At 43.2% G+C, this 22,060-nt stretch carries 16 protein-coding genes; 1 reads left to right on the top strand and 15 read right to left on the bottom strand.

Translation table 11 applies throughout. The annotated features are described in order from the left end of the window. Positions 1-105 precede the first annotated feature (105 nt). Complete coding sequence (locus CBF27_RS05505) at positions 106-849, bottom strand: winged helix-turn-helix transcriptional regulator (RefSeq protein WP_126813196.1); 744 nt, start codon at positions 847-849, stop codon at positions 106-108. Between the two features lie 329 nt (positions 850-1,178). Continuing rightward, positions 1,179-3,014 (bottom strand): translation elongation factor 4, encoded by a 1,836-nt coding sequence (gene lepA / locus CBF27_RS05500; RefSeq protein ID WP_126813194.1) that lies wholly within the window; start codon positions 3,012-3,014, stop codon positions 1,179-1,181. A 128-nt stretch (positions 3,015-3,142) separates the two neighbouring features. On the opposite strand from lepA, the gene CBF27_RS05495 reads away from it, so the two are divergent. Next, positions 3,143-4,366 (top strand): GNAT family N-acetyltransferase, encoded by a 1,224-nt coding sequence (locus tag CBF27_RS05495; protein WP_126813192.1) that lies wholly within the window; start codon positions 3,143-3,145, stop codon positions 4,364-4,366. A gap of 45 nt (positions 4,367-4,411) precedes the next feature. Here the strand turns inward: CBF27_RS05495 and CBF27_RS05490 are convergent, their stop codons facing one another. The 13 genes from CBF27_RS05490 to dnaG form a co-directional block, all read right to left on the bottom strand. Then, positions 4,412-6,130 carry a M23 family metallopeptidase gene (locus CBF27_RS05490; RefSeq protein ID WP_126813190.1) on the bottom strand — a complete coding sequence of 573 codons (1,719 nt, stop codon included), beginning with the start codon at positions 6,128-6,130 and terminating at the stop codon, positions 4,412-4,414. Between the two features lie 277 nt (positions 6,131-6,407). Then, positions 6,408-9,014, bottom strand: a complete 2,607-nt coding sequence (gene clpB / locus CBF27_RS05485) for an ATP-dependent chaperone ClpB (RefSeq protein WP_126813188.1) — start codon at positions 9,012-9,014, stop codon at positions 6,408-6,410. A gap of 104 nt (positions 9,015-9,118) precedes the next feature. Beyond that, complete coding sequence (locus CBF27_RS05480) at positions 9,119-11,146, bottom strand: glycosyltransferase family protein (protein WP_126813186.1); 2,028 nt, start codon at positions 11,144-11,146, stop codon at positions 9,119-9,121. Beyond that, positions 11,136-12,071 (bottom strand): glycosyltransferase family 2 protein, encoded by a 936-nt coding sequence (locus CBF27_RS05475; protein ID WP_126813184.1) that lies wholly within the window; start codon positions 12,069-12,071, stop codon positions 11,136-11,138. The genes CBF27_RS05480 and CBF27_RS05475 overlap by 11 nt, the downstream gene beginning before the upstream one ends. Positions 12,072-12,092: 21 nt before the next feature. Further along, positions 12,093-13,127 carry a lysylphosphatidylglycerol synthase transmembrane domain-containing protein gene (locus CBF27_RS05470; RefSeq protein WP_126813182.1) on the bottom strand — a complete coding sequence of 345 codons (1,035 nt, stop codon included), beginning with the start codon at positions 13,125-13,127 and terminating at the stop codon, positions 12,093-12,095. A gap of 74 nt (positions 13,128-13,201) precedes the next feature. Then, positions 13,202-14,818, bottom strand: coding sequence for an ArnT family glycosyltransferase (locus CBF27_RS05465; protein WP_126813180.1), 1,617 nt, complete (start codon positions 14,816-14,818; stop codon positions 13,202-13,204). Between the two features lie 307 nt (positions 14,819-15,125). Beyond that, positions 15,126-15,401: a DUF1294 domain-containing protein gene (locus CBF27_RS05460; protein WP_281273660.1), complete on the bottom strand. Its 276-nt coding sequence runs from the start codon at positions 15,399-15,401 to the stop codon at positions 15,126-15,128. Beyond that, a complete protein-coding gene (pepT, locus tag CBF27_RS05455) occupies positions 15,401-16,633 on the bottom strand; it encodes a peptidase T (protein WP_126813220.1) in 1,233 nt (410 codons plus the stop codon). Before pepT ends, CBF27_RS05460 begins: the two co-directional genes overlap by 1 nt. Positions 16,634-16,650: 17 nt before the next feature. Next, positions 16,651-17,772 (bottom strand): Nif3-like dinuclear metal center hexameric protein, encoded by a 1,122-nt coding sequence (locus CBF27_RS05450; RefSeq protein WP_126813178.1) that lies wholly within the window; start codon positions 17,770-17,772, stop codon positions 16,651-16,653. Next, a complete protein-coding gene (locus CBF27_RS05445; protein ID WP_126813176.1) occupies positions 17,762-18,472 on the bottom strand; it encodes a tRNA (adenine(22)-N(1))-methyltransferase in 711 nt (236 codons plus the stop codon). Before CBF27_RS05445 ends, CBF27_RS05450 begins: the two co-directional genes overlap by 11 nt. Positions 18,473-18,517: 45 nt before the next feature. After that, complete coding sequence (locus CBF27_RS05440; RefSeq protein ID WP_126813174.1) at positions 18,518-18,961, bottom strand: hypothetical protein; 444 nt, start codon at positions 18,959-18,961, stop codon at positions 18,518-18,520. Positions 18,962-19,022: 61 nt separating this feature from the next. Then, positions 19,023-20,147: an RNA polymerase sigma factor RpoD gene (rpoD, locus tag CBF27_RS05435; RefSeq protein ID WP_126813172.1), complete on the bottom strand. Its 1,125-nt coding sequence runs from the start codon at positions 20,145-20,147 to the stop codon at positions 19,023-19,025. 21 nt (positions 20,148-20,168) lie between these two features. After that, positions 20,169-22,007: a DNA primase gene (gene dnaG, locus CBF27_RS05430; RefSeq protein ID WP_126813170.1), complete on the bottom strand. Its 1,839-nt coding sequence runs from the start codon at positions 22,005-22,007 to the stop codon at positions 20,169-20,171. Between the last annotated feature and the right edge of the window lie 53 nt (positions 22,008-22,060).

The raw sequence follows: 22,060 nt of genomic DNA, 5'->3' as shown, positions 1-22,060 counted from the left end.
ATTTGCTGTTTAAATTCCTTGGTAAATGTCCGTCTCGGTCTACGTTCTGACATGTTGATTCCTCCAGTGTGTTTTATTATAGTTTACACACCTTATTTTTATTGTCTAGTCCAGTGTAGCCTGTCCAGGAGTGTCTCTTACATTGCCTTCAAAAAAGTCTTTTGTTCCCTGCTTAGTTTTTCCGAGACCACGAACTAAAAATAGTGGTAAAGTCGTTTTTAAGTACTCTAATGATTCATCAGAATAGCTCAAATGAAGCATCTGTTCCATATTGTGAATAAGATGAATAACTTTTTCTTTTGACACATCAGGACTTAATTGTTCGATTATTTCATCTCGTTTAAATATAGGATAACGTTTTACTAAATCTGATATAAGCTGCATGATTTTGTGTTCTGAATTCTCCAGTTGATAACCGTTAAAACGGTCATATTTCAGACTTAAATAGTATTTATGAACCAATTGATCGGTTTTTTTTAAATCTTCTGCAACAGTGGTCTTTCCAACTGCAAGAAAGTCGCTAAGATGATCCATACTTACATACTCATTAGTTGCTAAGAACATTGTAAGCAAAGCTCTTCTTTCATCATCTGAAGGAATCGTATTCATTTGTGCAGTTTGTCTTTTTGGAGCCGATATCATTTGTAATACTTCAAAGGGAACAATAAAATCTCCAGCATGATTGCGTTCAATGCATGGAATATTCTGAGTGATCAATTCAGAATTAAATTGGTTAATAGCATAATTTATTTGCCGTCTGGTTAACCCAAGTTCTCTTGTCAGTTCAGCCATTTTTATTTCAGGCTTCTTTGTTAGCGTGGTCAGAATTTTTCGGATCCGTTCATTCATTTTCTTTCCCTCCTGACATATTCATTATAAAGGATATTATCAGTAGTAAATTCACGTTTGCAACCTAATTTTGTCACAGTATCTCATCTCATTTGTCACAGTTGTCAATTAACAGGCTTTCTGGCGCTTGTTTTAACCTTTACGTCTAAGGGGTAGACAAGCTAATTTTATTTCTGATACAAAAAAAGTATCTCCTTTATAGAAGATACTTTCATAAAATGATAACCATGGTAATTAAATAGTATTATCTACGCGATTTCAAATTAAGTACTGTTTTGAGACAATTAATCATCGCAGAAGTGTCATAATTTACAATATCCCAAAAAAATTTATTTCTTCGGCTCATCCTCATCCATTTTCAAAACAGCCATGAAGGCTTCCTGCGGTACTTCCACAGAACCAATCTGCTTCATGCGCTTCTTGCCCTCTTTTTGTTTTTCGAGCAATTTGCGCTTACGCGAGACGTCCCCGCCGTAACATTTGGCCAAGACATTTTTACGTAATGCTTTGATATCGGACCGGGCTACGATTTTCGTACCGATAGCCGCCTGTACAGGTACTTCGAACTGCTGTCTCGGAATCAATTTCTTTAGCTTCTCAACAATCGCTTTACCCCGTTCGAATGAAAAGTCGCGGTGAACAATAAAGCTCAATGCGTCAACTTTTTCACCGTTTAGGAGAATATCCATTTTCACCAGACGGCTCTCACGGTAACCGATGATTTCATAATCTAAAGACGCATAACCTTTAGTCCCTGATTTTAACCGGTCGAAGAAGTCAAACACGATTTCCGATAACGGAATGTTGTACACAACATTGACCCGGTAATCGTCCAGGTAATCCATCGTGACGAACTCGCCGCGTTTACGCTGGGAAATCTCCATCACTGCACCGACAAACTCGTTAGGTACCATGATTTGTGCTTTAACGTACGGTTCCTCGACAGAATCGATAACACCCGGTTCTGGAAATTCCGCCGGATTATCAACGACAATCTGGGTCCCATCGGTTTTATTCACGTGGTAAATAACCGACGGTGCAGTGGTAATCAACTCCAGATTAAATTCTCTTTCCAACCGTTCTTGAATAACGTCCATATGCAGCAGTCCTAAAAAACCGCAACGGAAGCCAAATCCCAAAGCTTGAGACGTTTCTGGCTCAAAATCCAGCGCTGAATCATTCAGCTGCAGCTTTTCCAGAGCTTCGCGCAAATCATTATATTTAGCAGTATCAATTGGATACAAGCCGCAATACACCATCGGGTTCATTTTCCGGTAACCGGCTAAAGGCTCGGTTGCCGGGTTATTGGCAAGTGTGACCGTATCACCGACACGGGTGTCCTGCACAGTTTTAATGCTGGCAGTCAGATAACCGACATCACCGACCATCAGGTAATCTCTCGGTACTGCTTTAGGTGAAAAGATACCCACTTCGGTGACTTCAAATGTCTTTCCGTTACTCATCAGCTGAATCGTATCGCCGGGCTTGACAATGCCGTCCATGATGCGGATATTCAGCACAACACCCCGATAAGAGTCATAAACTGAGTCAAAAATCAACGCTTTCAGCGGTGCTTCCAAATCACCCTGCGGCGCGGGAACATACTCCACTATTTGTTCAAGGATGTCCTCGATTCCGATGCCGGCTTTTGCGCTGGCAAGGACGGCTTCACTTGCATCAATACCGATGACGTCCTCGATTTCTTTCCGCACGCGTTCCGGGTCGGCTGCCGGCAAATCAATTTTATTGATTACCGGGATGATTTCCAAATCGTTGTCGATAGCAAGATACACATTGGCGAGTGTCTGAGCCTCTATGCCCTGTGCAGCGTCAACAACCAGTACTGCCCCTTCGCATGCCGCCAAACTGCGGGACACCTCATAAGTAAAGTCTACGTGCCCTGGCGTGTCAATCAAATGAAACGTATATTCCTTACCGTCTTTGGCGGTATACGTCAGCTCAACTGCGTTTAATTTAATCGTAATGCCGCGTTCTCTTTCCAGATCCATCGAATCAAGCAGCTGATCCTGCATTTCCCGGTCTGAAACAGTTTCGGTCTTCTGTAATATTCTATCAGCTAAGGTGGATTTCCCATGATCGATATGAGCGATAATTGAGAAGTTACGAATATATTCCTGTCTTTTTTTCATATCATCTAAATGCATATATAACTCCTACTTTCTTTTCGGTCAGCATTATTGATTATATCAATATTTCAGCTATTTTTAAAGTATTTTCACTACTTCTTTGTTATAATAAAAAAACAAGATGAAAGAAATGGAGTCGATATTTGATGGATGACAGGTCTGTCCATGAAGGGTTCACATTAAAAAAAGTAGAATTAAAACATCTGGCACAGTTTAATGAACTGCTGCGCTACGTTTTTCAAGTGACTGATTCTGACATTGAAGAAGGCGGTTATGAGGACGAAACGGAAATTGTCAAATCCAAACGCCCTGTATTGAGAGAGGCGGATGTTTACGGCTGGTTTACCGAACATGATGAATTGATTTCCCAACTTGCCATGTATCCTTGTACCGTCAATATACATAATAAACTGTACAACATGGCCGGTGTGACTGGTGTCGGCACGTATCCGGAATATGCCAATCTAGGTTTGATGCATGATTTGATTCGCTTCAGTCTCGAAAAGATGCGCGAAAACAAACAATATATTTCTTATCTTTATCCTTACAACATTCCGTATTACCGGCGCAAAGGCTGGGAAATCTTCTCCGACAAAATCACGTTCGAGCTGAAAGATACTCAGCTGCCGAAAACAGTCAAGGTGCCGGGGCATGTGGAGCGGCTGGAAATCAATCATCCGGATGTACTAGATGTGTACAACCGCTTCTCATTGACGAATCATGGTGCGATGGTCCGGACTGAGCTGAACTGGGAAGAGTATTGGCGATGGGAAAATGAAGAAGAACGAATTGCGGCAGTGTATTACGACGAATCCGATACAGCGCAAGGCATGTTTTTCTACTGGATTGCTGAAGAGATATTTCATATCAAAGAAATGGTTTATCTCAATCAAGAAGCGCGGAAAGGTTTGTGGAATTTTATTTCTGCTCACTTTTCAATGATCGATCTGGTACAGGGCGACACATATAAAAATGAACCGATTGCATTTTTATTTGAGGACAGCGAAATTAAAGAAGTGATTGCCCCTTATTTTATGGCGCGGATTGTTGATGTGGAGAACTTTTTAGCGGAATATCCTTTTTCAGCAGTTGGCAAACCATTTCACTTTGTTGTGAGAGACCCGATCGCTCAGTGGAACAATGGTGTTTTTGGTGTCTCATGGGACGATCAGCGGCAAGTTGTCATTACCAGAGAAGCCCTCGGCAAAGCTGTTGTATTAGACATCCAAACGCTTTCTGCCATGCTGATGAGCTATAAACGTCCATCATATTTAGCCAAAATCGAACGATTAGACACTGACGGCAATACGCTTCATATGCTGGAACGCATCATCCCAAATCAAGCGGCTTATTTCAGTGATTACTTTTAAACACAAAAAACTCTCCGAATATTTTCGGAGAGTTTTTGAGTTAGTCTAAAAATCCAACAGATTTCTTGGATTGATGTAACCAGTCCATAAGCCGCTGCCGACTGCAAAGTGAAGGTGAGGACCAGTGGAATCACCGGTCGAGCCCACGTAACCGATTAGCTCGCCGCGCTTCAACTTCTGATTATTTCTGGCAGCGCGTCTGCTCATGTGGAAATAACTTGTGTAAATGCCGTCACTATGTTGGATAATCACATAATTACCTGCAGACCCGCTATAGCCCGAGTCAATTACTACACCGCTGCTGCTGGCATAAATAGGTGTTCCTGATGGTGCAGCCAAGTCAATACCGTTATGGTTCGTCCCCCAGCGTGGCCCATATTCACTGGAAACAACATATTTGTTTTTTGCCAGCGGTACACTGAACTTGCCTTTTGTCACAAGATTAAGATTGATTGCTTCATGTGCTTTAATCAGTTTTCGGCCAATGACAATTTTTTCACCGGGTACCAGTTTCAGTTCTTTCGGTTTTTTGTTTTCTTCCTCTTTTTTGGCTTCTTCTTGCTGAATGGTCGTTGGCATCAGCTGATTGGTTTCGCCGCGTTTTGCTGCTTCCTCAGCTTCTTTTGCCGCTTTCTTCTGATCTTCCTCAATATCTGCAAGTGTCGGATTCCATTCATTTAATTCTTTTAATGTTTTTTTGCTGTACTTGACCACATCATTTGAAGTGACTCCGTTTGCGACTTCGTAGAAAGTATAAGAATATTCGCTGTCAAACCGCTGTAAATCATAAGCTTCGATAATTCCGTTCAGTTTTTCAGCATACAAGCTGTCTGTCGCATACGTACCGGTAAGTGCTTTTGTTGCCTGTTTGTAGTTCAGCGTAGTCGTTTTCCAAGTATTTTTGTAAAATGACCCATTGCCTGTCAATCCTGTTTTCAGCAATTTGACATAATCAAGTAACGATTCCTGATAAGAAGGGTATACGCGAAATCCGGCAGTCGTAGTATACGCTTTGCCGTTTTCCTCTTCCCATGTTCCCAGATTAACTGACTTGCCTTGATAGGCGCCTTTAATGCCGAACAAATTGTGATATGGCGCCTGAGACAACGAACTGCCGCCAAACCCTGTTTCCAGACATGCCTGTGCAATCATAACAGAAGCGTACAAATCGTATTTGTCAGCAATAACAGCTGCGTAACGACCGATTTCTTCAACAAACTCGCTGCCCGTTAATGTCGGGTAAGTTTGAATACTGCCATATGGAGGCAGTACCGGTCCTTGTACGCCGCCTGCCGGTTTTTTGCCAGCGGGCTGAGGCTTCTCCGGTTTTTTGGTTTTGTCCGGTTTTGGATTTTTAGGTTTGGAGCTTTCCGTCGTAGCCGTACTGGTTTCCGTGGTACTTGAACTACTTGTTGTTTCTGTGGTTGACTCAGTCGTGCTAGTTTCCGAATCGGACGAATCAGTGGTTTCAACGGAAGAATCGGTTGTTTCTTCTGTCTGACTTGATTCGGTCGAGCTGGTTTCTGATGTTGATTCTGACTGACCTCTGTCTATTGATTCGGACTCGCTTGTCGATTCGACAGTTTCTTCAGGAGCAGTCTCTTTAGATGCTTCCTCTTTCATCTCGTTATTAGTATTATTTTCGTTTATCTGCTCAGTCGTTGCGCTTGTTTCGACATTAGTGACAGGAACAGCAGCCAGTGTGGTCACTGGTTGTAGTGACAATAAAACGAGAGAGGAAAGTGTGAATATTTTTCGTTTCAATACTCTACCTCCTTCATTGGTAAAATCTCTTACTGTTTCTTATAATTATAGCATAGAGAGTACATCATAACAATAATACTCAATGAAAGAAAGCGTTTATTAGTAACTAGTAATTTCTTTTTTGCGCAAAGTCAAAGAAAAATCCCATAAAACCAGTATGTTCTTTTGGTTTTATGGGATTTTTTATTTTTTTCAGTTTTGAAATACTCGAGGTGCTTACTGTAAATCTTAAGCACACATGTTTCATATACAATAATGTGCCGCGTTGGGTTTAAATCTATACTTCATCAACAACTGAATTTTCAAACACGAGCTGGTCGTGCATAATTGATACAGTTACTTTGCTCTTCGGCATCACACGCCCCGAAATGATTTCTTTCGCAAGCGGTGTTTCCACTTCTTTTGTCAAAAAACGTTTGATGGGCCGTGCACCAAAGTAAGGATCATACGCTTTTTCGGCAATCCAAGTTTTGGCTGCATCTGATATATCGAGTGTGATTTCTTGATCTTCCAGTCTTTCGGTAAGCTGTCTAGTCATTTTAACAATAATTTCCTTGACATCATCCAAACTTAACGGTGTAAACAAAATCGTGTCATCTACCCTGTTCAGGAATTCCGGTTTGAAATGTCCTCTAAGCAGCGTCATCACTTGCTCTTCAACTTCCGGTGCAATCTGTCCGTCTTCAGTCACACCGTCCAGCAGCAACTGGGAACCGATGTTGCTGGTCATAATCAAAACGGTATTTTTAAAATTCACGACCCGGCCTTTGTTATCTGTTAGTCTGCCGTCATCAAGTACTTGAAGCAGGATATTAAAGACATCCGGATGCGCTTTTTCAATTTCATCAAGGAGGACAATCGTGTATGGGCTGCGGCGGACAGCTTCTGTCAACTGGCCGCCTTCTTCATAGCCGACATACCCGGGCGGTGCCCCCACAAGTCTTGAGACTGAGTGCTTTTCCATGTATTCGCTCATATCAATCCGAATCATGTGCTCTTCGGAGTCAAACAAGTTTTCTGCCAAAGCTTTCGCCAGTTCGGTTTTCCCGACTCCTGTAGGTCCTAAAAAGAGAAATGATCCAAGCGGCCTGTTCGGGTCTTGCAAGCCGGCTCGGGCACGAATCACAGCATCAGAAACAGCATCCACTGCCTCATCCTGACCAATGACGCGTTCATGTAATGTTTCGTTCAGCCGCAGAATTTTTTCACGTTCCCCTTCCACAAGTTTTGTCACAGGAATACCTGTTAAGCGGGCAACCACTTGGGAGATTTCATTTTCCGTCACCACTTCTTGAACCAGCCTGTCGCTGTTCTGCTGGTTTTTTTCTTCCAGCTCGCGCAATTCTTTTTGCAGTTGCGGAATCGTCCCGTGTCGCAGAACGGCAGCTTTTTCTAAGTCATAATTACTTTCAGCAGTCTCTAAATCATGTTTGGCCTGGTCTATTTCACTGCGTTTCGTGTTCAACTGGTTGACTTCTTCTTTTTCAGTTTCCCAGCGCATCTTCATAGCATTGGCTTCTTCACGCAATTCGGCCAATTCTTCTTGCAAAATGGCCAGTCTTTTTTTGCTGGCGTCATCTTCTTCTTTTTTTAGTGCTGCTTCTTCGATTTCCAGCTGCATCAAGCGGCGGGTTACCTGGTCCAGCTCTGTCGGCATTGAATTGATTTCCACACGAATCGTTGCACAAGCTTCATCAACTAAGTCAATTGCTTTATCCGGCAAAAAGCGGTCCGTAATATACCTGTCGGATAATGTGGCCGCTGCTACTAGTGCATTGTCATGGATATTCACGCCATGGTGGATTTCAAAGCGGTCTTTCAACCCGCGCAAGATACTGATTGTGTCCTCAACTGTTGGTTCTTTAACCAGAACTTTTTGAAAACGCCGTTCCAACGCTTTGTCTTTCTCCATATTTTCACGGTACTCATCCAATGTCGTTGCACCAATACAGTGCAGTTCGCCTCTTGCCAGCATCGGTTTGAGCAAGTTGCCGGCATCCATACTGCCTTCAGTTTTACCGGCTCCGACGATGGTATGGATTTCATCAATAAATAGAATGATTTGGCCTTCGCTTTTTTTGATTTCTTTTAAAACAGCTTTCAGTCGTTCCTCGAACTCTCCCCGGAATTTAGCGCCGGCAATCAAAGCTCCCATGTCAAGCGAAAAAATCGTTTTATCTTTTAAGTTTTCAGGTACATCTTTCTTGACAATTCGTTGTGCCAAACCTTCCACAATAGCTGTTTTACCGACACCTGGTTCACCAATCAGCACCGGATTATTTTTAGTTTTTCGAGATAAGATACGCACCACGTCCCGTATCTCCTCATCCCGGCCGATAATCGGGTCCTGCTTGCCGCTTCGGACGGCTTTGACTAAATCGATACCGTATTTTTCCAAAGCTTTGTACTGCTCTTCCTGACTTTGTGATGTCACGCGCTCTCCTCCCCTGATTTCTTCAATTTTTGTCCGCAATGCTTTTTCAGTGATGCCGTGCGATGACAAGAACCGGGTCAACGGATGGTTGGTCAGTTTCATCAAAGCTAGAACCACCATTTCAGTTGACAGGAACTCATCTTGAAAACTATTTTTCAGCTGCTCAGCTTCCTGAAGCAGATGATACAGATTCTGGGAGAGCGTTTGCCCGTACCCCACATTGCCGCCGCTGATACTCGGCAGCTTATCTATTTCCTGATCGATTTCCAATTCAAATAAATCTGTATCGACTCCAGCATCCTGATACAGATTTCTAGCAAAATGATTTGGTTGAAGGAATATTTTCCAGACATGAGCAATATCTATGTCTTGATGTTTTCTCACAACAGCAATCTGCTGTGCTTCGGCAATTGCCTCCTGCAGTGTTGTCGTCATTTTTTCCGGATTCATTATTGACACTCCCCTCATATTGCTTCGATATATTCATCATTATACTCCTTTGGTCAGTAAAGGTCAAAAAAAGTGGCTAAAAAAAAGACATGCTGCAACATGTCTTAATCCGTAACCTTCATCGTTAACAAACTGTTATTAATCCTCTTCTGATTGATTTCTAAAGGCGGTGTTTTATAAAATTTGTCATAAAAAGGGGCTGAAAAACTTAATTTTGTTTTTCCTCTTAGGTTTTCAAGCTTCAAGGTATAACTGCCGTCTTGAAGTAACTGTTCAAAGGCCAGAGTGTCGATTCTTTTTTCAGAAGTACCGCTATTTGCAATGATGGTTTCCTTAACTTTATTTTTTTTATGATCTGTTAAGGTAATTTTTATAGCCGAATTAGCGGCTATAATGTGTTGATCCAGTACAATCTGGTTGAAAGGATCAGCCGCCGAAAAAGTTTGTTCAATTATATCATTAGCACTCATCGTAAAATGGTTCCCGCTGTTCATTTGATTAATGGTGACTGTTTTGAAGGCATCATTTTGCCGGATGTGTCCGGCCAGCAAGTGGCCCGCAGGAAGTATGAACAACAGTAACCCCAAGCATAAAGCTGCTTTGGAAGCTTTTCTGTGCTTGTCCATCAGCCTTTTTTCAATCGTTTTATCTAACGTATTCATGCCAACTGCCGAACTACAGACAAGAAACAACAAAATGACATACATGTACCGTGGACGAACCTCCCACAGAAATGTGTGGAATAGAAAGACCCCAAATATCGTTACTCCCATCAAGTCAAGAAATGCATGGCGTTTGTTGAGTCGTGTCGGGAGATAGGCAATTAGTAGTAATACTAGTAATGCTGCATATATCATTTGATTTATAAAATTAACGCTCACTGCAGAGGATTGTGAGTGATACACTTTAGTGAGCCGGTTGCTTTGCGCATATTGTCTGACAAGATTGTACTGTTCCATATTACCGACAGTCCAATTTTTTCTAATCTTTTTTAAAAAATGGCTGCCGAGTTCAGCCGGGCTGTTTTCCGTTAAGCGCCGTTTGATTTCAGCGATATTTTCTGCTTTTTTCTCCTCATACGTGCCTGCACTTAAGGTCTTTTTTGTATCTTCGCCAGAATACTGCCCTTCTGTCTCAAAGTTCAGCCCCATTTTGATAAAATGAGTCATGGGCTTTTTGACAGACAGATTGTTTCTGTCATAGCCATGATTGGTCTCGATTACATTCGTGGACAAGTAGGTGCCGCTAAATATGACACAAAACATTATGGCTGCAATTATTCCTCGTTTTACAGGGAGATGTATCAAAAAAATGACGCAGACGGCAATTAGAAAAATCACTGTATTCATTTTAAACCAGACGGACAAGGCCAGACAAACACTGCTCAAAACGATTAAATAATAAGCAGGTTTTTCGAAATAGTTTGTAATAAAATAAAACGATAAAACAAGAAACAACAAAGCCAACTGATCAGTATACATGAAAAGCAAATACGTATAAAGCGGCATGAATAGCAGGCATATAAGAATAAATAGACATTGTGTCTGCTGATTGATTTTTTTCTTCAAAATATCCCCTAACAACCAAATCGGCAAATTAAGGCAAATCATGAGGACACACGCAAATATGTAATGATAGTTTACTGAAAATAAATTGGACAAACGAATTAACCAATACTGAAAAATAGTAATGGCGATATTGTTTGGATTAATGTCGAAATAGTTGCCCGTACTCCTGCTGCCTGTTTCTGCAAAATGGATGGCCTCATTTAACACATTGGCGGCATCTGAATAAGCGATAAAACGGGCACCAAATATGGTGATCAGCTGTAAAACAACCAGACAAAGGAACAGCCCGATAACTATGACAGACAATTTTTTTTGATTCAGCGAGTTTAATTTTCTTTTGATCAGCAGCAAAAGCAATATAAAGCCAACTGCACCTGCAGCCGTCCTCAGTGCCGAATAATTACTATAGACCAAAGGTTCCATATCATCAAGAGCAAATCCGACTAAAGGTTTGAATACGCTCAGGCTTAATACAATGAGAAAACTGCCGACAAACAATACAGAAAATGTATTTAACAATAAACTTCTTATATTCATCTCATCACCAGCTGTTCTATTTTTCAATGTCTTTTTCCTTCACTATGTAAATCGGACGCTTTTTCACTTCAAGGAATGTTTTGCCGAGGTACTTACCAAGGATGCCCAAACAAAACAACTGAAGCCCGCCCAGCGCCAGTACGATAGCAACAAGTGATGGCCAGCCGGCTGTCGGGTCCCCGAAAAGCAGCGCTCTGATGACGATAAACAGCAACGCAAAAATTGAGATGACAAATGAAATAATCCCGATATAAGTCGCAAGCATTAAAGGCGCTTCAGAAAATGAAACGATGCCCTCAATAGAGTAATTTAAAAGCGACCAGAAGGACCAGGAGGTTTCCCCTTTTGTCCGTTCGATATTTTCATATTCCAAATACTTCGTGTCAAAGCCGACCCAGCTGAAAATACCTTTCGAAAACCGGTTGACTTCTTTCAGTTCCAAAATAGCATCGGTCATCTGACGAGTCATCAAGCGGTAGTCCCGCACGCCGTCAACGAACTCGACATTCGATATTTTATTGATGATTTTGTAGAATTGTCGGGCAAAAAATGACCGAATTGGCGGTTCGCCTTTACGTGTCACCCGTCGGGTACCGACACAATCATACGCCCCTTCTTTAATCAGGCGATACATTTGCGGTATCAGATGAGGCGGGTCTTGCAGGTCGACATCCATCACAACAATGTAGTCGCTTTTCGTCGTATGTTCCAACCCTGCCAGCAAAGCAGCTTCTTTGCCGAAATTTCTGGAAAAAGAAAGATAATGAATCCAGTCATTTGATGTTTCTTTCAATACAGCCAGCGTGTTGTCTTTAGACCCGTCGTTGATAAATAAGATGTCGACAGTCAACTCCGGCACTTCTGGTTTTATCTGTTCTATTGCCTGAATAAACGGTTGAATCGTTTCCTGCTCATTGTAACACGGTACGATAACCGATAATGTATCACTCATCTGTTTAGTCTCCTTGTATTCTTATTTTTGTGTTGTCCGTAATTCTGACAACTCATTTTTCACTGCCAGTCCCTTCATTCTTAAAGCAACGACGATACCGAAAAGAAACGGCAAAGCATAGCTTGCGAAGCGGTACAACAGCAGAGAAGATATGGCGTCAACTGTCCCCGTCAGCGGACGGAACAACAAGACATATACTAAATCGAAAGAGCCGATGCCCGCCGGGGATGGAATGGTGCCGCCGACAGCCACAGCAATCGCGACAAGGCAAAAACTTTGAACAAACGGCACGCGCTGCCCGCTGCCTATAAATGTTATGTATGGAATCGCGTACCAGCACACGAGTTTTAAACAGTTTAGGACCAGCACTTTGTGCAGCTTTGCTTTATCGGTTGCACTGGTTTGGATAACACTGCGCAAACTGGTTATTTGCCGATTCAGTTTATCAAAAAGATTGTGAAGAAAAGTCTGCTTGACACGACGATCGAAAAATTTAATCAGCCAGCGATGGAATGCTTCATTGTTGAGCAGGAACACGATTAAAAAAATCATGCCGCCTGTCATGACCAATCCGTATATTACCAAAACGATGATGAGCGGCGACTGCCGGTATAAATGCCCCAGCTGCAGCACAAATCCCGTGACTGCCCATACCAGCACCCCCACCTTGTAAAAAATCATGTGTTCGCTCGTAATGCCGACTGCTTCAGCTGTTGTGACCTCTTTTTTCCGGTAATAAATCACTTCTGAGATTGTTGTGCCGGTTCCGAATGTCAGTACACGATAAAATGCAATGTAACAATACCCCGCAAATCCGTCCCGCCATGAAAAAGACGGACTCATCTCCCTAGCGATAACTGCCATGTTTTTACCTTCCAGTAACAAAAAGCCGATACCGAGCGTGCTGACTCCGGCTAAGATAATCGGCTTTGTCTGACTGACTCCTTCAAAAATATCATGCAGTGAATTTTGCAAGACTTGGATGACGATAAAAATCATCAAGATAATAACAGTGATATTGATTAACAACTTGCGTGCCGTTCTTTTATGAGTCATTTTTCTGTCCGTCCTTGTTCCAAATTTACCAATTAATCCATTGTATCAGAAAAATGTGAAAGAACCTAGTCCTGTCATTCGCTTAAACGTTCTTTCTCAGCAGGTTTTACTTTGTAAAGCAGATAGGTATATTCTCCCGTCACGAATTGGCTGTGCTTGGCTATGAGCATGTAATTTTTCCGGATGTTTTTCGGTACAGCTTGCACGATGTCATCCCTCAGCCGCTTCCGGAACACAACAAATTCAACTTTCTTTTTATCGATGATTTCATTTTGCGTGTCCATGATAACGGGGTATTTATCATAAGCGATGTTCTGTTTCATAAAATACTTGGTATCAGGCACGATGGCAGCTGCCCGGTACAAACCAACATCTAAAAAACCGTAATTCAACAGTGTCTGCTTCTCTTTTTTCTCTTGGTTGATAATTTTTGCAAACTGATACTGGGCTGTTTTGTAGTGGTCGGTTTTTTCACCAGGAATACGGAGCGATACAGTCTTATTGCCGGCGAAAAATTTTGATTCAAAGAAATTGGTGTTTAAATTCAGCGCCACAATCAACGTAAAACATGCCAGCAAAAAAGTTTTAATATTGTTGTAGTACGCATCGTTTTTTCTCTGGTAGAAAAAATGTCTGCACATGCATAGCACAGGGATACAGCCGAAAGGAAACAGCGCGAGAACATAATATCTGTAGCTGATACCGCCAAAAAACGTCCCCATGCCCATCGCCAAAAAGCTCGCCGTATACAGCATTTTTGTTTCAATATGGCGGAAAATCGCCTTATCGTTAATCACAAAAATAGTCGCAAAAATCATCAATGCATTAAGCACTACTTCCTGTTTGAAAGCAGTGATAAAGAGATATGTGCCCCTGCCCAGTTGTCCGATTTTTGAATGAAAATTCGGCGGATAAACAGCCAGATTGACATAAAAATAAATGTGATACAAATCGCTCAATGCCCCGACACTGAAAAAGTAACCAATTACCGGCAAAGAAATCGCCAGAAAGCCCAAGAAAAAATAGCCGAGAAACGAGAAAAAGGCGGCTGCATTTTTTCGAATGAGGCTGACGACAAAATAAGCAACGATAAAGCCGAGCCAGCCGCCCAACATTGTGTATTTCATCCAAAAAATCATCCCGAAACATATGCCAGACAGAAAGCTTTCGCCGAATGTTAATGTGAAATCGTTCTGATTCAGTCTATGAATTGCGTATATTGTGAACATGATAAAAGGATACGACAATTCTTCGACACCCGCTCCTGCATCAAAATACGGAGAAGCCACGAGCAGACCGGAAAACAATAGCGTCGCCCATACCGCTGCGTACTCTTTCATGTAACTTGCAGCAATCCGATAGACTAGCAGCAGTGTGGTAAATATTGCCATGATTTCGAACAAGAGAATACCCAAATAGGTTCGCGGTGATAATAAATCTGCGATAGCATAAATAAAATACAATAATGGTCCCTTGTGGTCGAACAAATCACGGTAAGGTATTTTTCCGTGAAGCCAGCCTTTCCCCATCGTGTAAAAGCTGTTTATGTCTACCCAATCGTTGATATAATAAATAAATGACGATTTTGAAACAAGCAGCATGAGAATCGTAGAATAAACAAAAATAAATAGTAACGGCAGAAACTGCCGATTGACACCAGTGTCTGATTTACGTATTTTTAAAGTTTCCAAAAGTAATAGTCCTTTCGCAAGTTTTTGTCAATTATTGTTGTACTTATTTTGAGTTTCTTTCCACCATCTTTATCTCAAGTTTAAAAAATTAAAAAACATGTCACTGGCAATAGATGCAACGCATGCAAGCCGCATCGTCCGCCAATTGAAATAACATTAACTATTTGTTTCTCATCCGGCGATACGATGACTGCAACATGAAGGTAATTATTTACCTGTAATAGTGTAACAAAAAATGACAAAAAAAACACCCTATTTTTCACACAAAATATGTGGCACATTTTGTATGAAAAAACAGGTGCTACAACTACCTGATATTAAGCCATTGCCAAAGAAACAGGACATCTATCAAAATGCCAAGCATAAAGCAAATCAGAAATTTAACCTTTTTTGTTTTGTGTCTGGCAAGGCGGCTGGCGACCAATCCGCCAAAGCCGCCGCCCAGTACACTTAAAAACAGTAAACTGCCTTCCTGAACTCGCCAACTGCCCTTTCTCGCCTGACGTTTATCATAAAGCATCATGATAAACACATAGCCGTTGACAAGCAGCAGATAGAACGGGATGGCCGGTGCAATGGCCACTAGCCTTTCGCCTCGTTCAAACGAGCGATTTCGACAATCAATTTTGTCGCTTTTTCCATGCTCTCAAGTGCCACATACTCGAATCGGCCGTGCATGTTTTCCCCGCCGGCAAAAATATTCGGCGTTGGAATGCCCATGTAAGATATTTTGGAACCGTCTGTGCCGCCGCGCACCGGTTCGATAATCGGCTTGATGTCGATATTTGTCATGGCCTCTTCAACTAATTCGACAATGCTCATGTCTTTTTCGATAATCTCACGCATATTGTAATACTGGTCAAAGAGATTCATTTTGATGCGCTCTTCGCCAAACTGGTCGTTGAATTTTTGTTGCAAATCAATCAGGAGCTTTTTGCGCGCTTCAAATTTCTCTTTGTCATGGTCGCGAACAATATAGGTCATCTCCGCTGCGTCCGGCACTCCGGCGAGCTTCAGCAAATGAAAGAATCCCTCATAGCCTTCTGTTTTCTCAGGCACCTCAGAAGCAGGCAGGCTGTTATGGAAATCGATAGCAACTTGGAGGGCATTGATCATCGTGTCTTTGGCCGTTCCCGGATGGACATTTTTGCCTTCAATCGTGATTTCTGCCTGTGCAGCTGAAAATGTCTCATACTGCAGCTCACCCACAGGTCCGCCGTCCATTGTGTAGGCAAAGTCGACCGGAAAATCCGCGACATCAAAATGATCCGCGCCAGTCCCGATTTCCTCATCCGGACCGAAAGCGACCATGATTTTGCCGTGTTTGATTTCCGGATGTTTGATTAAATATTCCATTGCCGTCATGATTTCAGCGATGCCTGACTTATCATCCGCTCCCAGTAAAGTTGTGCCGTCTGTGGTAATCAGCGTCTGACCAGTATAGTTGGCCAAGTTCGGGAAATCTGCGACTGTCAGTTTGTATTTGCCCTCACCCAGAGGTATATCAGATTTGCCGTCATATTGCTCGATGATTTGCGGATTCACACCAACAGCATTGAAATCAGCGGTATCCATATGTGCAATAAAGCCGATGCTTCGAACCGCTTTATCAGTATTCGCCGGCAAGGTCGCAATCACGAACCCGTTTTTTTCATAATAAGTCACATCCGCCATACCGATGTCTATCAGTTCTTGTTTCAGTTCCTGAGCGAAGGCGATTTGTGTCTCGGTTGACGGAATTGTTTTGCTGGTCGCATCAGAACGTGTCTCGGTTTTAACATACTTCAAAAATCTTGGTAACAAGTTGTCATACATCATACAATATCTCTCCTTTATCTCCATTGAAATGGGTTGGTATTAATAGTTGACGCAATGAATTCGACATCCCAGTTTTCTGACTGTTTCCACTGGTTAAACAATGCCAAATATTTTTCTTTGCAAATAAATTCAATGTAATGACCCGGGTCAAGTACAGTCAAGCCTTCAGCTATCATGTCATGTGCCGTGTGGTAATAAACATCACCTGTGATATACACGTCAGCCTGCTGATAAAGCGCGTCACGATAAAACTTCTCCCCGCTTCCGCCGCAAATTGCTACACGTTTGACCATTTTTTCGTCGTTGTCGGTAATGAGACGCAAGCCATCCAGTGCAAACGCTTGTTTCACAGTCTCGATAAATCGAGTCAAAGGCACCGCTTCAGGCAGGTCACCGATTCGCCCGATACCATACGTTTTCGTGAAGTTGTCAAGCGTCAAAAGATCAAATGCCGGTTCTTCGTACGGATGGACGGCATACATTGTGCGCAGCACATCCCGCTCCAGCGTTTCAGGGAACACCACTTCGATTTTTACTTCAGAAACGATTTCCGGCTGCCCGACTTTGCCGATTGTCGGCTGTGCTCTGTTAATCGGCTTGAAGCGCCCCTCTCCGGAGGAAGAAAAGCTGCAGTGGCTGTAATTCTCCCCGATCCGGCCGGCACCAATTTCTCCCAACGCTTGCCGCATCTCATCTGCGTGCGTTTCAGGCACAAATACAATAAGTTTCTTACAATGAATCTCGTGTGTTTGGCGCAAAAAAGTCGTGTCCCGCACATCTAATTTTTCACAAAACCAGTCATTTAATCCGCCTTCGATAATATCCATGTTTGTGTGTGCCGCATAAACCGCAATATCATGTTTCAGCAGTTCACTGTACATACGTTCTTGGGGATTATCCGTCAGCAAATGCTTTAGCGGTCTGAAGATTGGCGGATGCTTCGCAACAATCAAATCGACTCCTTGGGCTACGGCCTCCTGCACAACTTCCGGACGGACATCCAGCGTCATCATAACTTTTGACAGTTCTTTGTCGAGTGTCCCGATATGCAGTCCTACCGGATCGCCCTCTTCTGCCAGATACAACGGCGTATGCGATTCCAGCTTTTCAATAAAGGTTCTCCCGTTAAGTGTCACTGAAAACGACCTCCTTTATCACGTTTATCTCTTTAGTGAGATGGTCCAGCTTGTCCTGATGATTTGCCGCAGCCGAGCGCAGCTGTTCCGAAATATTCTCCCTGTGATGCAATTCGCGCAGCCACTTTTTACGAAAGACCTCCGTCTGGTTGTTCATCAGAATCGGGCCCAGCAAGTATTCAGCCGAAGTCAATGACAGATTTTCCTGAGCTGGTTCAGCAACGATAATCTCATAAATTTTGCGGTCTTCTTCCAGTATCTCCTCATGCACAATGCGATAGCGATGAGTTGTCAGCCATGTTCTAAGCAGCGGTTCGCCCACATTGGGCTGTAAAACAAGCCGCTCCTGTCCGGTCAGCCAACCGCTGATGCGGCCCCTGTCGAGGATATCACGAATCAATTTGCCGCCCATGCCGCAAATAGTAATGTCTGTCACATTGTCCTCAGGACGGATGACTTCCAGCCCGTCCCCGAATCTGACGTCAATCTTGTCGGCTAAGCGACTGGCGGTCACCAGCTTTTTGGCGGATTGATACGGGCCGTCAACAACTTCGCCGGCAATCGCTCGTTCGATTTTCCCTGTTAAAACCAGATGTGCCGGTAAATACGCATGATCAGAACCGATATCTGCCAATACGGCATGCGGGCTGACGTGTCGTGCTACGGCTGTTAAACGTTTTGATAATTTTTTTTCATCCATTTGACATAACCTTTCTCACTTGTCGTACCGCTTTATATTATAACACTAATTTTCCAATAGTTTAACGGATATAATCGATTTTCCGGGAATTTGCGGCGGAATGGAATTGGTTGTGACAAACAGCGGTTCCAATGAAAATTCAATTTCGTTCCCTGATGAATAGCTTTCCGAATCAAACGCGGGAGTAAGCACTTCTTCCGGTACATTGAGCTTGACTTCCTGATTCGTGAACACATCGGACAGTTCTTCAGGATCTTGCAGTGTTTCAACATCCGACACCAGTATATAATAGACATTGTTTTCGTCATCGCGGGTGACTTCACCTGTGATTTTACCCCTAAAAACAGCTGTGTCGACAGCAGGCTTTTCAGAGCTATCTGTGGTTTTTGATGTGCCCGATGGCGGATCATCTTCCGTTCGGGCGCATCCTCCAGCTGTCAGCAACAGCGCGGCAGAAAACAGTACGGCAAGCATTTTTTTCTTTGTCATAATAACATCCCTTTCGTATAATTGATGAAAAAAAGAGGCGAATAGCTTCGCCTCTTTCATCTTATTCCAGAAAATCTCTTAATTGTTTTGAACGTGACGGATGGCGAAGTTTCCGAAGTGCTTTCGCCTCAATCTGCCGAATCCGTTCCCGGGTCACACCGAACACTTTGCCAACTTCTTCCAGTGTGCGTGTCCGGCCATCATCCAGTCCAAAACGGAGGCGCAGTACATTTTCTTCCCTGTCAGTCAGTGTGTCAAGCACACTTTCCAGCTGTTCCTTCAACAGTTCGTAAGCGGCATGTTCCGCCGGACTTGTTGCATCCTGGTCCTCTATGAAATCGCCTAAGTGTGAATCATCTTCCTCCCCGATTGGTGTTTCAAGTGAAACGGGTTCTTGTGCGATTTTTAAAATTTCCCTGACTTTTTCAGCCGGCAAGTCCATTTCTGCTCCGATTTCTTCAGGTGTCGGCTCTCTGCCCAAATCCTGAAGCAGCTGACGCTGGATACGGATCAGTTTGTTGATGGTTTCAACCATGTGGACTGGTATCCGAATCGTTCTTGCCTGGTCAGCGATCGCACGTGTAATCGCCTGGCGAATCCACCATGTGGCATACGTGGAAAACTTAAAGCCTTTTTCGTGGTCGAACTTTTCGACAGCTTTCATCAGCCCCATGTTTCCTTCCTGAATCAAATCCAAGAATTGCATGCCTCTGCCGACATAACGTTTTGCAATGCTCACAACCAGTCGCAGGTTGGCTTCTGCCAATTCCTGTTTTGCCTCCTGGTCGCCGTCTTTGATACGCAGCGCTAGGGAAACTTCTTCATCAGCATTGAGCAAAGGCACACGCCCGATTTCTTTCAAATACATACGGACCGGGTCATTGATTTTTACACCAGCCGGTGCGATTAAGTCTTCTTCCTCTTCTTCTTCCCCATCGGCTGCTTTTTTGTTCATCAATTCCAAACTGCGCTTGCTTGGTTCGCCTTTTTCGTCTACAACACTTACACCTGCATCCTCGACCTTCTGAATCAGCTCATCCATCTCTTCAGAATCCAGCTCAAAGGGTGTCGCCAGTTTATCAGTCAAGTCATCATAGAACACAGAACCTTTAGTCTTGTGTTCCTTGATGAAAGCAGCCACTGCTTTCTTATAACTTTCCTGATTTTTCACTGCTTCTTTTGCCATAAAAGAAAGCCTCCCTCGTAATTATAATGATGTACTCTTCAATTCTTTTTGCAATTGAATAATTGAAAATGTCAGTTCTTCAATGCGCTGTTTGTCGCCATTTCGCACCGCCTCTTTTTGTAATGTCAGCTTCTCCTGAATTTGAGAACGAATATTGGCTTTGGCGATGACGAACAAACAATCATCAATTTCCTGACTGCTACTTTCTTCGCTGATATCCATGTAGTTGATATCAATAATCAGTTGTTTCAAGCGGTCCTCTTGCAGATAATCCAAAAAGTCCGCTATTTCCACTGAATCATGCATGGAAATATAGTCTGTTAAATGTAAATAAAGTTCCTGATACGCATCGTGAACAAATGAAAAATCCTGTTTATTCTGAAGAATAGTATGGACTCGTCTTTCATTCAGCAGACGGTAAACCAGCAGACGCTCCGCTTTTTCGACCTGATCAATCTTCCGCGTTTGTTGGAATTGCGGGATGACTGCCTCAGGACGCGGGATGCGGGAGCGGCGGGACGTGTCAGAAAATTTTGCCCGTTTTTTCTTTTGGAGCTCCAGCAAAATGGTGTCTTTTGACAAGTCGAATTCTTCCGCAATTTGTGTGGCGTACATATCTTGTTCCACTATTGACGGAATCTCCGCCAGTTCCAGCAGCAGCTGGTCGATATATTCCAGCCGGTCGGCTTCGAGTGACATGTTTTTGCCGCGCATCAAATATTCCTTCTTGAAAACAAAGACTGTGTCCCGATTGTTGCGGATAAATTGCTTGAGCGCGTCTTCACCGTATTTTACCCGATAATCGTCCGGGTCCATTTGATTCGGCAGCCGGACAACTGTCAGCTGCATCTCGCTTTGCTGACTCAGCAGCTCAATGGCGCGTACTGTAGCCTCTATCCCTGCTGAATCCCCGTCATAACAGATAACGGCATTGTCCGTTGTCCGTTCCAATGCGGCAATCTGTTCTTTCGTCAAACTTGTCCCCATTGACGCAACACCGTTTTGTACACCTGACTTCCATGCGGAAATCACATCCATAAAACCTTCAAACAAAATCACTTCATTTTTCTTGCGGATGTCTCCGCGCGCTTTGTCAAAGTTAAACAGCACAACCCGCTTGTTGAACAACTTGGTTTCAGGACTGTTCAAATATTTCGGCAGACCGCTGTCATCAAATGTTTCATCTGCCAGTATTCTGCCTGAAAAACCGATGACCTTGCCGCGCTGATTTCTGATAGGAAACATGATGCGCTGATAGAACCGGTCCAGCCATTTGCCGCTGTCTGTCTGAATCATCAGACCGGATTGTGACAAATCATCATCTGACACATTGCGGTTTTTGAAAATTTGCTGCAAAATGACCCGTTCCTTTGGCGCAAAACCGATTTTAAATGTTTCAAGGATGTCTTTGGTCAGTCCTCTCGCCAACAGGTAGTCAAGAGCTGCCTCCCCCGATTGCGTATTCATCAAAATATGATGGTAAAGTTCCTGCGCTTCTTCATGAAGTGCGATGAGACGCTGTTCCTGACTGTCCCGCACTTCAGTGTGTACGTGCGGCATTTGACCGGAAACATCCAAGTGGCCCATTTCTGCAACTTTTTGAACAGCATCCGGAAAGCTCAATCCTTCAATTTCTTGAATAAACTTAAAGACATTCCCGCCTTTGCCACAGCCGAAGCAGTGAAAAATCTGCTTGTCTTCAGAAACTGAAAATGAAGGTGTTTTTTCACCGTGGAAAGGACACAACCCCATGTGATTACGTCCTGATTTTTTCAGTTGCACATACTGGCCGACAATATCCACGATATTGCTTTCCTGACGGACCTTTTCAATCACATCCTGGGGAATTAACTGAGACATGCCGTTCACCTCGCTTCCAGCACTGGGACTAGTGGTAATTAAAAGTCGCACTG

The organism is Vagococcus acidifermentans, assembly GCF_003987655.1.
Lineage (GTDB): Bacteria > Bacillota > Bacilli > Lactobacillales > Vagococcaceae > Vagococcus_B > Vagococcus_B acidifermentans.
The sequence above is the reverse complement of the archived record's forward strand: the minus strand, read 5'-3'. Positions and strand labels throughout refer to the sequence as shown.